We start from the raw sequence: 16,300 nt of genomic DNA, 5'->3' as shown, positions 1-16,300 counted from the left end.
TCTAAAAGGGCGTAGCTGTCTTTGCCGCCTGAGAGGCAGACCATGATTTTGTCGCCCGGCTCGATCATATTGAAATCGTTAATGGCATCGCCGACGGCGTGGCGCAGGCGTTTGCTGAGTTTGTTGTTTTCTAATTCTTGCTTGGTTTTTTTGGACATGGCTGTTTGTGCTTTGAAATAATAGAAAAATTTAAGGGCGGTATTGTACCGCAAAAGAATAAAGGCCGTCTGAAAAACTGCGCTGGTTTGGTCAATGCGGCATTTTCAGACGGCCTGATATTTGCGCTTTATTTGATTTGAAGGGCGGTAATTTTGATTTCAACCTTCCAGTCGGGCGAGGCCAGTTTTGCTTCCACGCAGGCGCGGGCCGGAGCGCGCTCGTGGGCTGTCCATGTGTCCCAGGCTTCGTTCATGGCGGCGTAGTCGTTCATATCGGGCAGATAGATGGTAGCTTCTAAAATGTGGGCTTTGTCAGATTGGCATTGGGCGAGCCATGAATCGATTTGTGCCAAAACATTTTCAGTTTGTGCTTTGGCATCGGCTTCAGGATTTTCGGGAACCATGCCGGAGAGGAAAACCAAGCCGTTGGCCACGACGGCTTCCGAATAGCGTTTGCTTGTGCCAAGATAGCGGATGTCCATGTTGTCTCCTGATTTCAAAAAGAAGGTATGGTAACATTGCAGTTGTTTACGTTCCACATTTTAAGAGGGGCCGTCTGAAAAGGGTGGCGGCAAACAACCATGAGTAAAGCAGAATATCCGGTTACGCAGGCAGTGCGCTTTTTACGCAGTAAGAAAATCGATTTTGTCCCTTATGTTTATGCGTATGAAGAACACGGCGGTACGGCGCGTTTTGCCGAGTGCACGGGCAAGCCTGAGCATCAAGTCATCAAAACAATCGTCCTGCAGAATGAACACAAAAAAGGTTTGGTTGTGTTAATGCACGGCGACAAACATATTTCCACCCGCAATCTGGCACGCGAACTGGGCTTGAAACACATCGAGCCGGCAACGGCGGATCAGGCGGCGAAATGGACGGGTTATTTGGTCGGCGGTACGTCGCCATTCGGTATGAAAACCGCGTTACCGGTTTATGTGGAAGAAAGCATTTGGGCTTTGGACGAGATTTTTATCAATGGCGGCAAACGCGGGTTTATCGTGGGTATGAAACCTGAAAACCTGCGTACGCTCAACCCGCAAGATGTTCATGTTGCAGTGGATGCATAAAGGATAGGAATAAAGATGGAACAATTAAATTTATACGAAATCTTGGGTGTGTCTCAGGATGCGGATATTAACGTTATCCGCGAGGCTTACGGCAAATTGGTTGCCAATCCGGATATTCAGAAAGATGCGGAGCGTTTCAAAGCCATCGGACAGGCGTTTGAAGTGTTGTCCCATCCGGAAAAACGTCTGGCTTATGATGCGGCGATGCAGTATGAGCCTCAGGAAGCTCAAGACAACGGCTTCAATAATACGGTGGTCAATCATACGGAAAACCATAATACAGGGAACAATAATACGGAGGCCAATATGGCCAATACGTCTAATTCTGAAGTGAAAAACTATGTTTTTATCGCCTATATTACCTATGCGTTGGGCCTGTTTATCTGGTTTGCACCCGTTGTCGGTGTGATTTTGGCATATGTCAAACGCGATGAGGCGCAAGGCAGTATTTATGCCAGCCATATTGATTGGCTGATTAAGACATTTTGGGTGTCGTTGGTGGGTATGCTTTTCGGGATGTTGACCATACTTATCTTAATCGGTTGGCTGATTTTGGTGGCAACCGGTATTTGGCTCATTTATCGCGTAGTCGTCGGACTGATTAAACTGAATGAAGATAAGCCTGTTCCTACTCAAGGATGGTTCTAAAGCATGGCATATTTATTGGCAAGTATCGTTTGCAGCGTGTTGGTTTCCGTATTGCTGAAAGTGGCGCGCAAGCAAAAAATCAATATTGAGCAGGCGGTGGCGGTGAACTATATCGTTGCCGTTTCTTTGACCATGCTGGTGTTAAAACCTGATTTGAGTAATCCGCAGGTGTTTTTACCGACTTGGTGGCTCTTTGCAGCTTTGGGTATCTTGTTGCCAAGCGTGTTTGTCATTATGGGCAAATCCGTCGATGCGGCAGGTATCGTCAAGTCGGATGCGGCACAGCGCTTATCGCTGTTTTTGCCCATTATCGCTTCATTCACGCTTTTTCATGAACAACTGACCGAAGGCCGTCTGATTGGTTTGGTATTGGCATTTACAGCATTGTTTTTCTTGCTTTGGAAAAGCGATGGCGGTAAGAAATCCGGCGGTCTCAGCACGCAAGTGATGCTGCTTTTGGGCGTTTGGTGCGGCTATGGCGTCATTGATATTTTGTTCAAACAAGTGGCAAAGAGCGGTACCGCGTTTGCCGGCAATTTGCTGGTGGCATTTTGTTTGGCCGGTATCTTGATGTTTGGCTACCTGTTTGCCAAAGGGAGTAAGTGGACTAAAGAAGGCATCTTGGGCGGTATGATTTTAGGCTGCCTGAACTTTTTGAATATTGTTACCTACATCTCGGCACACCAAATCATGAAGGATAATCCGACCTTGGTGTTTGCTGGTATGAACATCGGTGTGATTGTTTTGGGTACGCTAATTGGTGCGGCAATGTTTAAAGAAAAAATCAGCAGCATTAATGCAGCCGGTATCAGTATTGCTATTTGCTCGATAGCCTGTTTGTTTTATTGGCCGCAAATTCGAAGCTTGGTGGGTTAAAAATACTTATGCCGTCTGAAAATTTTCAGACGGCCTTATTTTTATTATAAAATAGCCATTCATGCGCCGATTTGGCCGTATGGGAATTATTTTGCGCTTACGGGCGTTTCTATGTTAAACAATCAGTTGAACTCACACAATAATATCGATAGTTACATCATGAAACATATTAAAAAACACATTCAATGTGCCGTTCTCGGCATGCTGGTATTGTCCGGTTGCCAATCGTATCAGGAAGATCAAAGCCGCCGCAGTAAAATGGCACAATTTGCGCTTAACCATCCCGTGGCCGCCCAAGTCATCGGTATGGAGGATGAAGGCTTAATCAATATGACCAGTAATGCCACACGCTTTGCCGAGCGTACAGGTTTGGATGACAAAGCAAACGGCGACAGCAGGGGAACACAGGTCAATGCCGTACGCCAAGCATTATGGCAGGCGGCGATTGCTTCTAAATTCGACAGCATTATTGCCGAAAAAGCAGGTAATGCGCGCCTGACGGATATGGAGTTGCGAGAAGGTAAAGACGACTACTTCAGCCGTTACCTTGCCGACCAGGCAGTCGATCAACGTAACAACCGTATCGGCCGCAGTATCGGCAGTGCCAAACCCGATAGCGATATGAAGACGCTGGCGGCAAGCATTTTGTTCTACTACAACAAAGTAGGCTTGTGGACGGCTTCCGAAGTGAAAAACCGTTGGCACATCAAACAGGAAAAACTTTCAGACGGCCAATATGCCGAAGCATTGAAAAATATCGCCAAATTGGATCAAAACGGCATGACCGAGCAGGAACGTAATAGTTATAAAACCGGTACGCTCAGCGAAATCAAACGTTCGGTCAAAGCCATACGTCAAGTCGAAGATTGATTTTAAGACTTCATTATTGAAAGGCAATTGTTATGAATTTCCCTCCGCGTTATGTCTCAAACACACGCATGCGCCGTATGCGTAAAGACGATTTTTCACGCCGTCTGATGCGCGAGCATACTTTGACGGCAGATGATTTAATCTATCCGGTTTTTGTATTGGAAGGTCAGAATCAGGAAGAGGCAGTGCCGTCTATGCCCGGCGTCAAACGCCAAAGTTTGGATAAATTGTTGTTTACCGCTGAAGAAGCACTGAATCTCGGTATTCCTATGCTGGCTTTGTTTCCCGTGGTAACGCAAAACAAAACCGAATTTGCGGAGGAGGCTTATAACCCTGAAGGCTTGGTACCGACAGTAGTGCGAACCCTGCGCGAGAAATTCCCAGAGCTGGGTATCATGACCGATGTTGCCCTGGACCCCTATACCATACACGGCCAAGACGGTTTAACCGATGAAAATGGCTATGTCCTTAACGATGAAACCATTGAAGTTTTGGTAAAACAGGCTTTGTGTCATGCCGATGCAGGCGCACAAGTCGTCGCCCCATCAGACATGATGGACGGACGCATTCTTGCCATCCGTGAAGCCTTGGAAGATGCCGGACATATCCATACACGCATTATGGCGTATTCGGCAAAATATGCTTCAGCATTCTACGGCCCGTTCCGCGATGCCGTCGGCAGCTCCGGCAATTTGGGTAAGGCAGACAAGAAAACCTACCAAATGGACCCTGCAAACACCAATGAAGCCTTGCACGAAGTCGCATTGGATATTCAAGAGGGCGCAGACATGGTAATGGTAAAACCGGGTCTGCCATATCTGGATGTCGTCCGCCGAGTTAAAGACGAGTTCGGCGTACCGACTTATGCTTACCAAGTTTCCGGTGAATATGCTATGCTTCAGGCTGCCATTCAAAATGACTGGTTGGATGGTGAGAAAACCATTTTGGAAAGCCTGTTGGCATTCAAACGTGCCGGCGCCGATGGTATTTTGACTTACTATGCGATTGAAGCGGCAAAATTGTTGAAGAAGTAAAATAAAGAAATAAATTAAAAAGCGGCAAACAGTATTTATCCTGTTTTGCCGCTTTTTTGTATTATTTAATTTTGGGATAATTACTTAAATTCTTCTATTTTTTCTGGTTATCGATTTCTTTTTGTAGTATCCTGTTACAAAAAATGTTACTGACACAGGTCCTCCAGTCCATCCTTTCCATTTCCTACCTAGAAAAAATCTTAGGTTTCATCCTGTCATCTATCCGGATCTGACTGAATTGAAGACTGTTCGATTTTTCCTACTTAAAGACAAAGCCTTTAAAAAACTTTGATCAAAATCTGCTTGATGGTTGATTATCTACCAAGACTGTATTAGAAACAAAAATAATTCCTCTTATATCTGATTTTCAATTTTTATGTGGCTAAGCAGGATTTAGAAGCCAACACTCTAAGGTCTAGTATCCTTTATTCAAAATATGAAATAGGTCATCTCTTAAAACGATTCCATCATCTTCTATTAAATAAGCGATATGTTCCCAGAATGTTAACTCTTGTTTAATGGGCTCTTCCAAATCTGCCACTTTATTCATCAGATCTGTTGCAATTTCCTCTGCTTGATAAGCCTGACTCTTATAGAATTTTGATTTTAAAAGAAAGACGGCAGACATAAATAGAGAATAGGAAGAAACAAAAGCCTGTAAAGAATGATTGACAAAAATTCTTGGCTTTTGAAATACTTCTACTCCTTCCGGATTGCAAATTAAGAAGATCTGGTTCTTTTGGCTAATCACAAAATAGCCTAAAAAACACTGTCCGAAAAGAGTATATCTGTCTTGCTCTTTCCTTATTTCCAATAGCTCATTGCCTGCTTTTACAAAAGAGAATCCCATTTTGGAATAATCCTCTAAATAAGCAAAGAGATTGAAACGAATCTCATCAAAGCTGAGTTTTCTCTTTTTTACGGAGGTGTGAACTCCTTGTTCCTTCAATGAATCATCTATATTTACTTTCATCTGTTTATCCTATTTTCTAGGCTATTTTTACCAAGCATTTTTAACTTTCAAACCTTGATGATTGCCTTTTTTCTTAGTTATATGAAAAGGCTTACTTATTTTAAGACTTTCTCTTTTTTGTATCTCTAAGAACTCATATACGAGGATGTATTTCAAGAAAATATGGGTATACAAGCATATGGATAGACACCATAACTCGTTTTGCAAGCCGCTTCTTCGAATGGAATCCAGATAGCCTGATAAAGGAAATGACAGATGCAACAGAGCATAAACCCATTATAAAAAAGGATAATTCCTATATTTTTTCAATTTATTATCAATATAAGTGGATTGAATTCTTAGTTTTCTTTAGAGTTTGAATAAGGTTTATTTTGGAAATCTGAAGAGTTTTGTATATTAAACAAAGGCCGTCTGAAAAAAACAGTCTACTGATTTTTCAGACGACCTTATATGATTTAAACTTTAGTGATGGCTGCAACCGCCGTGGGTTTCACGCAAAGCTTCGGCTGCTTGTTCGTCTGCGTGGTAGCTGGAGCGGACCATTGCACCGATGGCGGCATTGGTAAAGCCCAATTCGTATGCTTCTTTTTCAAAAACTTTGAACTGGTCAGGCGTTACATAGCGCAAGACGGGCAGGTGGCCGTCTGAAGGTTGCAGATATTGGCCGATGGTAATCATCTCGATATTGTTGGCACGCATATCGTGCATGATTTCGCGCACGTCCTCGTCTGTTTCGCCCAGGCCGACCATGATGCCGGATTTAGTCGGGATATGCGGCATCATTTCTTTGTAGCGGCGCAGAAGGTCGAGGGAGTGCTGGTAGTTGGCACCCGGACGGGCTTTTTTATACAGGCGCGGATGGGTTTCCAAATTGTGGTTCATCACGTCAGGCGGTGTTTCTGCCAAGATTTTCAATGCAATATCTAAACGGCCGCGGAAGTCGGGAACGAGGATTTCGATTTTGGTATTCGGGCTGGTTTCGCGGATGGCTTTGATGCAGTCGGCGAAGTGTTGTGCGCCGCCATCGCGCAAATCGTCGCGGTCGACAGATGTAATGACGACATAGCGCAGGTTCATGGCTTTGACGGATTCGGCCAAGTGCTTAGGCTCATCAGGATCCAGCATATTCGGGCGACCGTGGCCAACGTCGCAGAACGGGCAGCGGCGGGTACAAATATCGCCCATGATCATGAATGTGGCTGTACCCTTGGTAAAGCATTCGCTGATATTTGGACAAGATGCTTCTTCGCACACGGTATGCATTTTTTGTTCACGAAGAATATTTTTGATTTCAAAGAATTTCTTGCCTGGTAATTTGGCGCGGATCCATTCGGGCTTTTTCAATTTTTGTTTCAATGGAACCACTTTAATCGGAATGCGTGCAGTTTTGTCTGCACCTTTCAGTTTGATGCCGCGTTTGGGGTCGTTTTTTACTTCTTCACTCATGGTGATGTGTTCTTTCTGTCGTTATAAAGGCCGTCTGAAAGCTTCTAGAAGGATTTATACCTAAAAGCTTATGGGTAAAAGTTCAGAGGGCGGTTAAAAGATGGCAGTGTGACTGGATTTTTTCAGACGGCCTTATGCCAGCTCTTTTTGTAAATGCTTGGTCAATTTGTCTGAAACTTCTGCCAAACTGGGTGCCGGAGAGACATAGTCGGCAATTTGGGTCATTTCCATACCGGCATAACCGCAGGGGTTGATATGGGTAAACGGACTTAAATCCATGTTCACATTAAGCGCCAAGCCGTGGTAAACGGAGCCGTCTTTGATACGCAGGCCCAGGGAAGCGATTTTACGCTCGCCGACATAAACGCCGGGGCGTTTGGGATCGGCGGCTGCTTCAATGCCGTATTCTGCCAAGGTGGCGATGATGCTGTTTTCAAGTGCGGAAACAATATGGCGCACACTGGTCTTACGGCGTTTGAAATTGATCATCGTATAGACGACCAATTGGCCGGGGCCGTGATAAGTAATTTGACCGCCTCTGTCAATTTGGACAACGGGTATATCGTCGCGGATGAGGAGGTGTTCGGGTTTGCCGGCCAAGCCTTGGGTAAATACGGGCGGATGTTCGACCACCCATAATTCGTCTTCGGTATTTTCGTCACGCGAGGCATTGAATGCCTTCATGGCTTCGAAAGTCGGCAGGTAATCGACCAAGCCTTTGTGCACGATTTTCATTACAACACCACTTTAACCAATTCGTGGGAAGTCAGGTCGCGGTAGATATTGTCCAACTGCTCTTGATTTTCAACATTTACATGGACAGTCGCGCCGGTATAGTTGCCTTTGCTGCTTGGGCGCGTAGTGATGTGGTGCGGCTCGGTATCGGGAGCATGTTTGCGCACGGTTTCCAAGATGGCGGATTCAAATTCCGGATGAACCGCGCCCATGACTTTTACAGGAAAGGTGCAAGGGAATTCAATTAATGATTTTTTTTCGGTTGAGTCTGTCATGGTTTACTACCTTGTTTGGTTTGCCAGGGCCGTCTGAAAAGTTTTCAGACGGCCCAAAATCCGATATATTTTATCGTAAACGTCCATATCGGGCTATTAAAAATGATGTTTTCGAAAATAGGTGCGGATAAGCTGTTTTCAAGTCTTGAAATGGAGCGCTTCAGCCCAATTTTGAGCTACATTCTGATTTAACAATGATTGAGATTATTAACTATGCCGACAAAAGACAAATATTTCGAGGAATACAGTGCGCTGGCTACTTTGCCTTTACGCGATGTCGTGGTGTATCCGCATATGGTATTGCCGCTGTTCGTCGGTCGTCCTAAATCGATTGCAGCCCTTGAGGCGGCAATGGCTAATGATGATCCGGTTTTCCTGTTGGCCCAGCTTGACCCTAATACAGAAGACCCTAAAGCTGAAGATTTGCACCAAACTGGTACGGTTGCCCAAGTTTTGCAGGTTTTGAAGCTGCCTGACGGCACGGTTAAAGTATTGGTAGAAGGTATCCGTCGTGCGCGCGCGTTGACGGTTGACGAAACAGGCGGATTGTTTTTGTCCCATGTTGAGGCGATTGATGAAAACAGCGACAAGGACAATCCTGAAATTGAGGCCTTGCGCCGTACCTTGCTGACTCAATTTGAGCAATATGCGAAATTGAACAAAAAAATCCCTGCCGAAGTCATCAGTACCATCAGCAGTATCGATGACAACAGCCGTCTTGCCGATACGATTGCCGCGCATTTGCAGCTGAAATTGGAGCAGCGTCAATATGTACTGGAGACCGCCGGCATTGTTGAACGTTTGGAATTTCTGCTGGCTCAGTTGGAAGCCGAACTCGACATCATGCAGGTCGAGAAACGCATCCGTGGCCGTGTGAAACGTCAAATGGAAAAATCCCAACGTGAGTATTACTTGAATGAGCAAGTAAAAGCGATTCAGAAAGAATTGGGCGAAGAAGACGAGCGCGACGAGCTGGATGCGCTGGAAAACAAAATCAAAGAAGCAGGCATGAGCAAAGAGGCTGAAGAAAAATGTCTGTCTGAATTGAAAAAACTGAAAATGATGCCGCCGATGTCTGCGGAATCTACCGTCGTGCGCAACTACATCGATACTTTGCTTGAGTTGCCGTGGAAGAAAAAATCCCGTGTCAGCAAAGATATTGCCAAGGCTGATTTGATTTTGAATGCCGACCACTATGGTTTGGAAAAAGTTAAAGAGCGCATTTTGGAATATTTGGCCGTTCAAAAACGTATGGACAAGCTCAAAGGCCCGATTTTATGTCTGGTTGGCCCTCCGGGGGTGGGTAAAACTTCCTTGGGTGAGTCGATTGCCAAAGCCACAGGCCGTCAATATGTGCGTATGGCGTTGGGCGGCGTGCGTGATGAAAGCGAAATCCGCGGCCACCGCCGTACCTATATCGGCTCTATGCCGGGCAAAATCTTGCAAAATATGGCGAAAGCGGGTGTGAAAAACCCATTGTTCCTGCTTGATGAAATCGACAAGATGGGCAGCGATTTCCGTGGTGATCCTGCCAGTGCTTTGCTTGAGGTGCTGGATCCTGAGCAAAACAACAAGTTCGCTGACCATTATGCCGAAGTCGATTATGATTTGAGCGATGTGATGTTTATTGCCACTTCAAACAGCTTGAATATCCCGACTCCGCTGCTTGACCGTATGGAAATTATCCGTCTGTCCGGTTATACGGAAGATGAAAAAATCAATATCGCCATGCAATACCTTGTGCCGAAACAAATGAAGCGCAATGGTGTGAAAGAGGGTGAGTTGGTGGTTGATGAAAGTGCGGTGCGCGATATTATCCGTTACTACACCCGCGAGGCCGGTGTCCGCTCGTTGGATCGCGAAATTGCCAAAATCTGTCGCAAAGTGGTGATGCAGGTTACTTTGAATGAGGACAAGAAAAAAGCGTCCAAATCCAAAACAGTAAGCAAGGCCAAGCCTAAAGCGATTAAAGTTACTGAGAAAAATCTGCATGACTATCTGGGCGTGCGCCGTTTCGACTATGGTGTGGCCGAAAGCGAAAACCGCATCGGCCAGGTAACCGGTCTGGCTTGGACCGAAGTCGGTGGCGAGTTATTGACCGTAGAGGCGGTTGCCTTGCCGGGTAAAGGTACGATTCAATGCACCGGCCAACTGGGCGATGTCATGAAAGAATCGGTATCGGCTGCATGGTCGGTTGTCCGTTCCCGTGCTGAATCAGTGGGTTTGGCGCCTGATTTTTACGAGAAGAAAGACATTCACGTTCATGTGCCTGAAGGTGCGACGCCAAAAGACGGTCCGAGCGCAGGTATCGCCATGACTTTGGCGATGGTTTCTGCCTTCACCAAAATTCCGGTGCGTGCAGACGTGGCGATGACCGGCGAAATCACTTTGCGTGGCGAAGTCTTGCCGATTGGTGGTTTGAAAGAAAAACTGCTGGCTGCTTTGCGCGGCGGTATCAAGCATGTATTGATTCCAAAAGACAACGTCAAAGATTTGGAAGAAATCCCTGAAAATGTTAAAACCGGTCTGACCATTCATCCGGTCAAATGGATTGATGAAGTGTTGGCTTTGGGTTTGGAAGCTCAGCCTGAGCAATGGGCGGCTGAATTGGCGGTTGCCGAGACCCCGCAAACTTCTAAGACGAAGTCAAGAACAAAAGCAACCAAGCATTAAGTTGGTCGTCTGATGTTGCAAAAAATGTGGTTTTGCCCTGAATGCCACAAAAATAGGGCAATTCCACATCTTTTACTTGACATGATAATTTCAGAATTGCTATAAAGTGCGTATGTGCTTTAAAAGTGCTTAAGCCCCGAGTATTCGGGCATTTCATCATTTTTTACGATAGGAAGGGACTAATTGTGAACAAGTCTGAATTGATCGAAGCAATTGCTCAAGAAGCCGGCATTTCCAAATCTGCTGCGCAAAAAGCTTTGGATGCTACTACTAATGCCGTAACCAATGCGTTGAAAAACGGCGACACTGTTACTCTGGTCGGTTTCGGTACTTTCTACGTCGGCGAACGCGCCGAACGTCAAGGCCGCAACCCAAAAACTGGCGAGCCTTTGACTATTGCTGCTGCTAAAACTCCTAAATTCCGTGCCGGTAAAGCATTGAAAGACGCTCTGTAATTTAGAGTCTTTCCCTGAATGGGAATAAAAAACCGATTTGATTCGGTTTTTTATTTTGAAGGCCGTCTGAAAGTTTTCAGACGGCCTTTGGTTTGTTGAGTGTATAAAAAGGCTGAAATCCTAATGATAAAAGGATTTCAGCCTTTTTAGTTTATCTTGTTACATTTGATTTTTACATTAATAAGATTTATCATTAGCAAAGAAAATAACAATACTCAAAACAAACCGCACTTATTGAAAGAAGTAGCGAATAGCCACTCATAACCAACCTTTCAAATGTGCCACACACTCGTCATACTTCTCACGTTTTTTCAATAATCTATTTTTAAAACAAAAAGAAAAGAGAGGCTTATGTCTGCTGTTCCTTTGTCGCGCCTGAAAAAAGGCGCAGTCGTACATATTGATTCCATCGTTTCCAATCCTGTTTTTGGTGATTTGGATACCTTGGTAACCCGTCGCCTTGCAGATTTGGGTTTTTCCAGCGGAATGCCGTTGCAAGTGATTGCAGTGGGTGGTTTTGGGAGAGGCCCGTTTGCGGTACGTTTGGGTAACCAATCCCAATTTTCCCTGCGTTCGGAAGAGGCCGGGAAGATTATGTGTCGTATCGTTGAGGCCGTTTAAGGCCGTCTGAAAGAATAAGGAAAAATGATGGAACTAAGCTATTTTGCCTTGATTGGCGCGCCAAACTGCGGCAAAACCGTTTTGTTCAACGGTTTGACCGGCTCACATGCCAAGGTTGCCAATTATCCGGGCGTAACTGTCGATAAGCGCGAGGGCGCCTTCCTCGACGACGAGGCCGTCCGCATTATCGACCTGCCGGGCACATACAGCCTACGCACGACCAGCCCCGACGAAGCGGTGGCGAAAGATGTAATGGTAGGCAAGATGGGCATTCCGCCCGATGCCATTATTGCCGTTGCCGACGCGACCAACCTGCGTATGACCCTGCGCATGATTTTGGAACTGAAAACGCTGGGACTGCCTATGGTGGTGTCGCTGAATTTGAGCGACGTGGCCCGCAAAAGGGGCTTGAATATCGACGCGGCCAAACTGAGCGAGTTGTTGGATGCACCTGTTTTGGAAACAGTTGCAGTGAGCGCGTCGGGTGTACAGGCTGTACGCGAAGCCGTGGCGAAGCTGCCGCGCAAACGCTCTTTCCCCGCAAACCCCGCCTCTGCCGAACGCACGCTCGATGCGCTGGATAGCGACAAACTTTATCAAGAAGTCGAATCGATTTTGGCACAAGTGGTACGCACTCAGATGACGCTGCCCGCATGGCACAAAAAACTCGACGACATCGTGCTGCACCCCGTCTGGGGCATGATTATGCTGCTGGTCATCCTGTTTATGGTGTTCCAAGCGGTTTACACATGGGCGGCGCCGATTATGGACGCCATCGAAGGTGGCTTTACCGCGCTGGGCGAATGGATAGGCGCCAACATGGAGCCGGGCATCCTCAGCGACTTGCTCGTCAACGGCGTCATTGCCGGTTTGGGCAGCGTGTTGGTGTTCCTGCCGCAGATTACGATTTTGTTTGCCTTTATCCTGCTATTGGAAGACTCAGGCTATCTGCCGCGTGCAGCCTTCCTGCTGGATAACATCATGGCAAAAAGCGGTTTGTCCGGCCGTTCGTTTATTCCCCTTTTATCCAGCTTTGCCTGTGCCGTTCCTGCCGTGATGTCGGCGCGTACCATTAACGACCCGCGCGAACGCCTTGTTACCATCGCGGTTGCGCCGTTGCTGACTTGTTCCGCACGTTTGCCAGTGTATGCGCTGATTATCGCCGCTGTTATTCCTGATCGTACAGTGGGTGGGATTTTCAACCTGCAAGGCCTGACATTGTTTATTCTTTATATCGTAGGCATTCTGTCGGCTGCATTGGCAGCGTATATCATGAAACGCTTGGCGCGGATGAAAGGCAATGTGCAACAATTCCCACTTTTGATGGAATTGCCGACTTTCCGTACGCCTAACTTCAAACACATCATGACCAGCTTGTGGGATAGGGTAAAAGCCTTCCTGAAACGCGCGGGTACCATCATTTTTGCGTTGGCCGTGGTTCTGTGGGGCTTGGTAAGCTGGCCGCAACCGCCTGAAGGCGCAACCGGTGCCGCCATCGATTACAGCTTGGCAGGTACGCTTGGTCATGCTATTCAGCCGTTTTTTGCACCTTTGGGTTTTACTTGGGAAATGTGTATCGCCATGATTCCGGGTATTGCCGCGCGCGAAGTGGTCGTTGCCGCATTGGGTACCGTTTATGCCGTCAGCGCGTCGTCTGAAGATGCCGTACAAAACGCATTAATTCCCATCATACACAACAACTGGGGCTTGCCGACCGCCTTTGCCTTCTTGGCTTGGTATGTGTATGCTCCGATGTGTGCCGCGACTTTGACCGTGATTAGACGCGAAACCAAATCCACGAAAAATATGCTTATGATTACAGGCTATTTGTTCCTGATGGCTTATTTTGCCGCATTCGTGGTTTACCAAATTTCTTCAAGGATACTATCATCATGACTCAATATATTATCGTCGGCTTGATTATGCTCGCCTGCGTATTCTTCCTCTTGCGAAAATTCGTATTCAAACCGAAAAAACGCGACTGCAGTAGCGGCTGCGGAAAATGTGGCGGTTGCGGTTAAATAAAGAGGGTTAGGTAAAAGTAAAAGGCTGTCTGAAATGGTTTCAGACGGCCTTTTTTATTGCTCTATGGCTTTTCAGATGCAAAACTAGGTATTTAGAGCTTAGCACCAGGATTTATTGAACGGGAAGCCTGAAATGTCCAGTGATGGTGTAGCGGTAGAGGATATCGTCTTCACGGGTTCCCGAACCGATATTATGGATAATCAGGGGCCTGTCTCCGATTTTTCGATCGGAGACGATACCGATATGGGGACGGTTGCCTTTCAGTTCCCAAGTTACAATATCGCCAGCTTGATAGTTTGTATCTTGAACTGCCCAGCCTTGACGCGTGAAATAAGTCATTAGGTTAGGGACGCGGCGGTGATCGATATTGGTATCAGGCTGTTTCAAACCCCAGCGTTTAGGATAGACAGAAAAGTTGCGGCTCATGTCTTGATGAACAAGCTCTTGCAAATCTATATTTTGCTCACGCAAGGCACGGATAACCACGTCTGTGCAAACGCCTTTTGATATCGGCACATCTCCCATCGGATAAGTGAGCTTGGTGTAAGCCGGGTCGTAACGAAGGGTTTTGCCAATTTGGTTGCGCGCAGATTGTACGATTTGCGGTGATGGTCCTTCGGGTTCGGTAATCTCTTGTTGAAAGAAATCGGTAGTAATACTTGAGATAGAGTTGTGATGACGGGCAAAAAATACAGCTGTTGTAATCAGAAGGATGGAAAGCGCAATACTGAGAACTATGAGTTTAAAGGTAGTTTTGTGTTTCATGATATATGCACGGCTTAGATGTTGTTTGCATTATTATCAGATTTTTGGGTGGATTGGCAATGCATAATGGAAAAATGGTCTTGATCAAGTATGTATGGGCAAATAATGGATGAGTGTTATTTGAGTATTACTAAAACATTTTTTGTAAATATAGATTTTACATTGGCACATGATAAAAGGCCGTCTGAAACAGTTTCAGACGGCCTTGGTTATTGGAAAAGGCTTATTTCAACGCTTCCAACAGCTTTCCGTGTATTCCGCCGAAACTGCCGTTGCTCATGACCAAAATATGGTCGCCTGCTTCGGCATTTTTCACGATTTCGGCAACAAAGGCATCGAAGTCTTTGCCGACATGCAGCTTGCCGCCTAAAGGCGCGAGGGCTTCGGCGACGTCCCAGTCCACACCGCCGGCGTAGCAGAACACTTGGTCGGCATCTTTGAGGCTTTCGGGCAGGGCGGCTTTCATCGTGCCAAGCTTCATGGTATTGGAACGCGGCTCGAGGACGGCGAGGATACGGGCGTTTCCGACGCGCTGGCGCAGGCCTTCGATAGTGGTTTCGATGGCGGTCGGGTGGTGGGCAAAGTCGTCGTAAACAGTGATGCCGTTCACCGTGCCTTTGATTTCCATACGGCGTTTGACATTTTTAAACGCGCTCAAAGCTTCACAGGCCGTCTGAATATCGACGCCGGCATGACGCGCGGCAGAGATGACGGCGAGTGCGTTCATGCGGTTGTGTTCGCCCATCAGTTCCCACGCGACGTGTCCGACTGTTTCGCCGTGATGACGTACGTCGAACGAGCCGTCGGCATGGACGGTACCAACCTGCCAGCCTTGTTCGGTACCAAATTTTTCTACGGGCGTCCAGCAGCCTTTATCCAGAGTATCTTGCAGGCTTTGCTGTTGGCCGTTGCAGACGATGAGGCCTTCAGACGGCACGGTGCGTACCAAATGATGGAATTGGGTTTGAATGGCGCCCAAATCGGCAAAAATGTCGGCGTGGTCGAATTCAAGATTGTTCAAAATGGCGGTACGCGGACGGTAGTGTACGAATTTGGAGCGTTTGTCAAAAAAGGCAGTATCGTATTCGTCGGCTTCGATAACGAAGAATGGGGATTTTGAGTTAGGGTCTTGGCGCGGGGGTTGTGGCAGACGGGCGGAAACGCTGAAGTTTTCCGGTACGCCACCAATCAGGAAGCCCGGAGCGAGACCGGCATATTCCAAGACCCAGGCGAGCATGGAGGCGGTAGTCGTTTTGCCGTGTGTGCCGGCTACACCGAGTACCCAATGATGGTGTAATACGTTTTCAGCAAGCCATTGCGGGCCGGAAATGTAAGGCAGGCCTTTATTCAAAATGGCTTCAATCACATCCATGCCGCGTTTGGCAACATTACCGATAACGTAAATATCGGCTTTAAATTCGTCCAATTGAGCGGCATCAAAACCTTCATGTACGTCTATGCCCAAGGCTTCAAGCTGGGTGCTCATCGGCGGATACATCTTTGCGTCGCAACCGCTGACTTTAAAACCTGCTTCTTTGGCAATAGCCGCTACGCCGCCCATAAATGTGCCGCCGATACCGATAATGTGGATGTGTTTCATGATAAGACCGTCTTGGGAATGAATTAATTTTAAAGCCGTCATTATAACGGAGTTTGGATAAAGGGGTCGTCTGAAAAGT

The 16,300-nt window shown here is 46.8% G+C and carries 17 protein-coding genes and 1 pseudogene; 10 read left to right on the top strand and 8 right to left on the bottom strand.

Annotated elements, in window-relative coordinates; translation table 11 throughout:
• Together ACTHUT_RS07310 and ACTHUT_RS07305 are read right to left on the bottom strand one after the other, a co-directional pair.
• Positions 1-158 (bottom strand): annotated as a pseudogene (locus tag ACTHUT_RS07310) (tRNA 2-thiocytidine(32) synthetase TtcA); the annotation flags it as partial.
• A gap of 128 nt (positions 159-286) precedes the next feature.
• The gene (locus tag ACTHUT_RS07305; RefSeq protein ID WP_440386388.1) at positions 287-640 is read right to left on the bottom strand and encodes a RidA family protein; all 354 of its coding nucleotides are present in this window, start codon (positions 638-640) and stop codon (positions 287-289) included.
• Positions 641-739: 99 nt separating this feature from the next.
• Here ACTHUT_RS07305 and ybaK point away from each other — a divergent pair, with 99 nt between their 5' ends.
• The 5 genes from ybaK to hemB all read left to right on the top strand — a co-directional run bounded on the left by ybaK (position 740) and on the right by hemB (position 4,653).
• Positions 740-1,225, top strand: coding sequence for a Cys-tRNA(Pro) deacylase (ybaK, locus tag ACTHUT_RS07300; RefSeq protein ID WP_440386389.1), 486 nt, complete (start codon positions 740-742; stop codon positions 1,223-1,225).
• A gap of 15 nt (positions 1,226-1,240) precedes the next feature.
• Complete coding sequence (locus tag ACTHUT_RS07295) at positions 1,241-1,873, top strand: DnaJ domain-containing protein (RefSeq protein WP_440386390.1); 633 nt, start codon at positions 1,241-1,243, stop codon at positions 1,871-1,873.
• 3 nt (positions 1,874-1,876) lie between these two features.
• Positions 1,877-2,749 carry an EamA/RhaT family transporter gene (locus ACTHUT_RS07290; RefSeq protein ID WP_440386391.1) on the top strand — a complete coding sequence of 291 codons (873 nt, stop codon included), beginning with the start codon at positions 1,877-1,879 and terminating at the stop codon, positions 2,747-2,749.
• Positions 2,750-2,908: 159 nt separating this feature from the next.
• On the top strand, positions 2,909-3,619 hold the full coding sequence (locus tag ACTHUT_RS07285; RefSeq protein WP_036491232.1) for a DUF6973 domain-containing protein: 711 nt from the start codon (positions 2,909-2,911) through the stop codon (positions 3,617-3,619).
• A 32-nt stretch (positions 3,620-3,651) separates the two neighbouring features.
• Positions 3,652-4,653: a porphobilinogen synthase gene (gene hemB, locus ACTHUT_RS07280; RefSeq protein WP_440386392.1), complete on the top strand. Its 1,002-nt coding sequence runs from the start codon at positions 3,652-3,654 to the stop codon at positions 4,651-4,653.
• Positions 4,654-5,068: 415 nt separating this feature from the next.
• Here hemB and ACTHUT_RS07275 read toward each other — a convergent pair whose 3' ends face one another.
• The 4 genes from ACTHUT_RS07275 to ACTHUT_RS07260 all read right to left on the bottom strand — a co-directional run bounded on the left by ACTHUT_RS07275 (position 5,069) and on the right by ACTHUT_RS07260 (position 8,082).
• Positions 5,069-5,626, bottom strand: a complete 558-nt coding sequence (locus ACTHUT_RS07275) for a hypothetical protein (RefSeq protein ID WP_440386393.1) — start codon at positions 5,624-5,626, stop codon at positions 5,069-5,071.
• A 462-nt stretch (positions 5,627-6,088) separates the two neighbouring features.
• The gene (gene lipA, locus ACTHUT_RS07270) at positions 6,089-7,072 is read right to left on the bottom strand and encodes a lipoyl synthase (protein ID WP_440386394.1); all 984 of its coding nucleotides are present in this window, start codon (positions 7,070-7,072) and stop codon (positions 6,089-6,091) included.
• A gap of 132 nt (positions 7,073-7,204) precedes the next feature.
• Positions 7,205-7,807 (bottom strand): lipoyl(octanoyl) transferase LipB, encoded by a 603-nt coding sequence (gene lipB / locus ACTHUT_RS07265; RefSeq protein ID WP_049352317.1) that lies wholly within the window; start codon positions 7,805-7,807, stop codon positions 7,205-7,207.
• On the bottom strand, positions 7,807-8,082 hold the full coding sequence (locus ACTHUT_RS07260) for an HP0495 family protein (protein WP_003746890.1): 276 nt from the start codon (positions 8,080-8,082) through the stop codon (positions 7,807-7,809). Before ACTHUT_RS07260 ends, lipB begins: the two co-directional genes overlap by 1 nt.
• 213 nt (positions 8,083-8,295) lie before the next feature.
• On the opposite strand from ACTHUT_RS07260, the gene lon reads away from it, so the two are divergent.
• From lon to ACTHUT_RS07235, 5 genes are all read left to right on the top strand, one after another.
• Complete coding sequence (gene lon, locus ACTHUT_RS07255) at positions 8,296-10,755, top strand: endopeptidase La (RefSeq protein WP_063068092.1); 2,460 nt, start codon at positions 8,296-8,298, stop codon at positions 10,753-10,755.
• 185 nt (positions 10,756-10,940) lie between these two features.
• Positions 10,941-11,210 carry an HU family DNA-binding protein gene (locus ACTHUT_RS07250; protein ID WP_003683413.1) on the top strand — a complete coding sequence of 90 codons (270 nt, stop codon included), beginning with the start codon at positions 10,941-10,943 and terminating at the stop codon, positions 11,208-11,210.
• A gap of 351 nt (positions 11,211-11,561) precedes the next feature.
• Positions 11,562-11,831 carry a FeoA family protein gene (locus ACTHUT_RS07245; protein ID WP_440386395.1) on the top strand — a complete coding sequence of 90 codons (270 nt, stop codon included), beginning with the start codon at positions 11,562-11,564 and terminating at the stop codon, positions 11,829-11,831.
• Between the two features lie 27 nt (positions 11,832-11,858).
• Positions 11,859-13,727, top strand: a complete 1,869-nt coding sequence (gene feoB / locus ACTHUT_RS07240; protein ID WP_049336637.1) for a ferrous iron transporter B — start codon at positions 11,859-11,861, stop codon at positions 13,725-13,727.
• Positions 13,724-13,852: a FeoB-associated Cys-rich membrane protein gene (locus tag ACTHUT_RS07235; protein WP_003683546.1), complete on the top strand. Its 129-nt coding sequence runs from the start codon at positions 13,724-13,726 to the stop codon at positions 13,850-13,852. The genes feoB and ACTHUT_RS07235 overlap by 4 nt, the downstream gene beginning before the upstream one ends.
• Before the next feature lie 115 nt (positions 13,853-13,967).
• Here the strand turns inward: ACTHUT_RS07235 and ACTHUT_RS07230 are convergent, their stop codons facing one another.
• Both ACTHUT_RS07230 and mpl read right to left on the bottom strand, forming a co-directional pair.
• Positions 13,968-14,621 carry a DUF1287 domain-containing protein gene (locus ACTHUT_RS07230; protein WP_440386396.1) on the bottom strand — a complete coding sequence of 218 codons (654 nt, stop codon included), beginning with the start codon at positions 14,619-14,621 and terminating at the stop codon, positions 13,968-13,970.
• Positions 14,622-14,844: 223 nt separating this feature from the next.
• Complete coding sequence (gene mpl, locus ACTHUT_RS07225; protein ID WP_440386397.1) at positions 14,845-16,221, bottom strand: UDP-N-acetylmuramate:L-alanyl-gamma-D-glutamyl-meso-diaminopimelate ligase; 1,377 nt, start codon at positions 16,219-16,221, stop codon at positions 14,845-14,847.
• Between the last annotated feature and the right edge of the window lie 79 nt (positions 16,222-16,300).

It is taken from the genome of Neisseria sp. P0022.S010, assembly GCF_051956635.1.
Note: the sequence above shows the minus strand (reverse complement) of the source record. Positions and strands in the feature narration are given on the sequence as shown.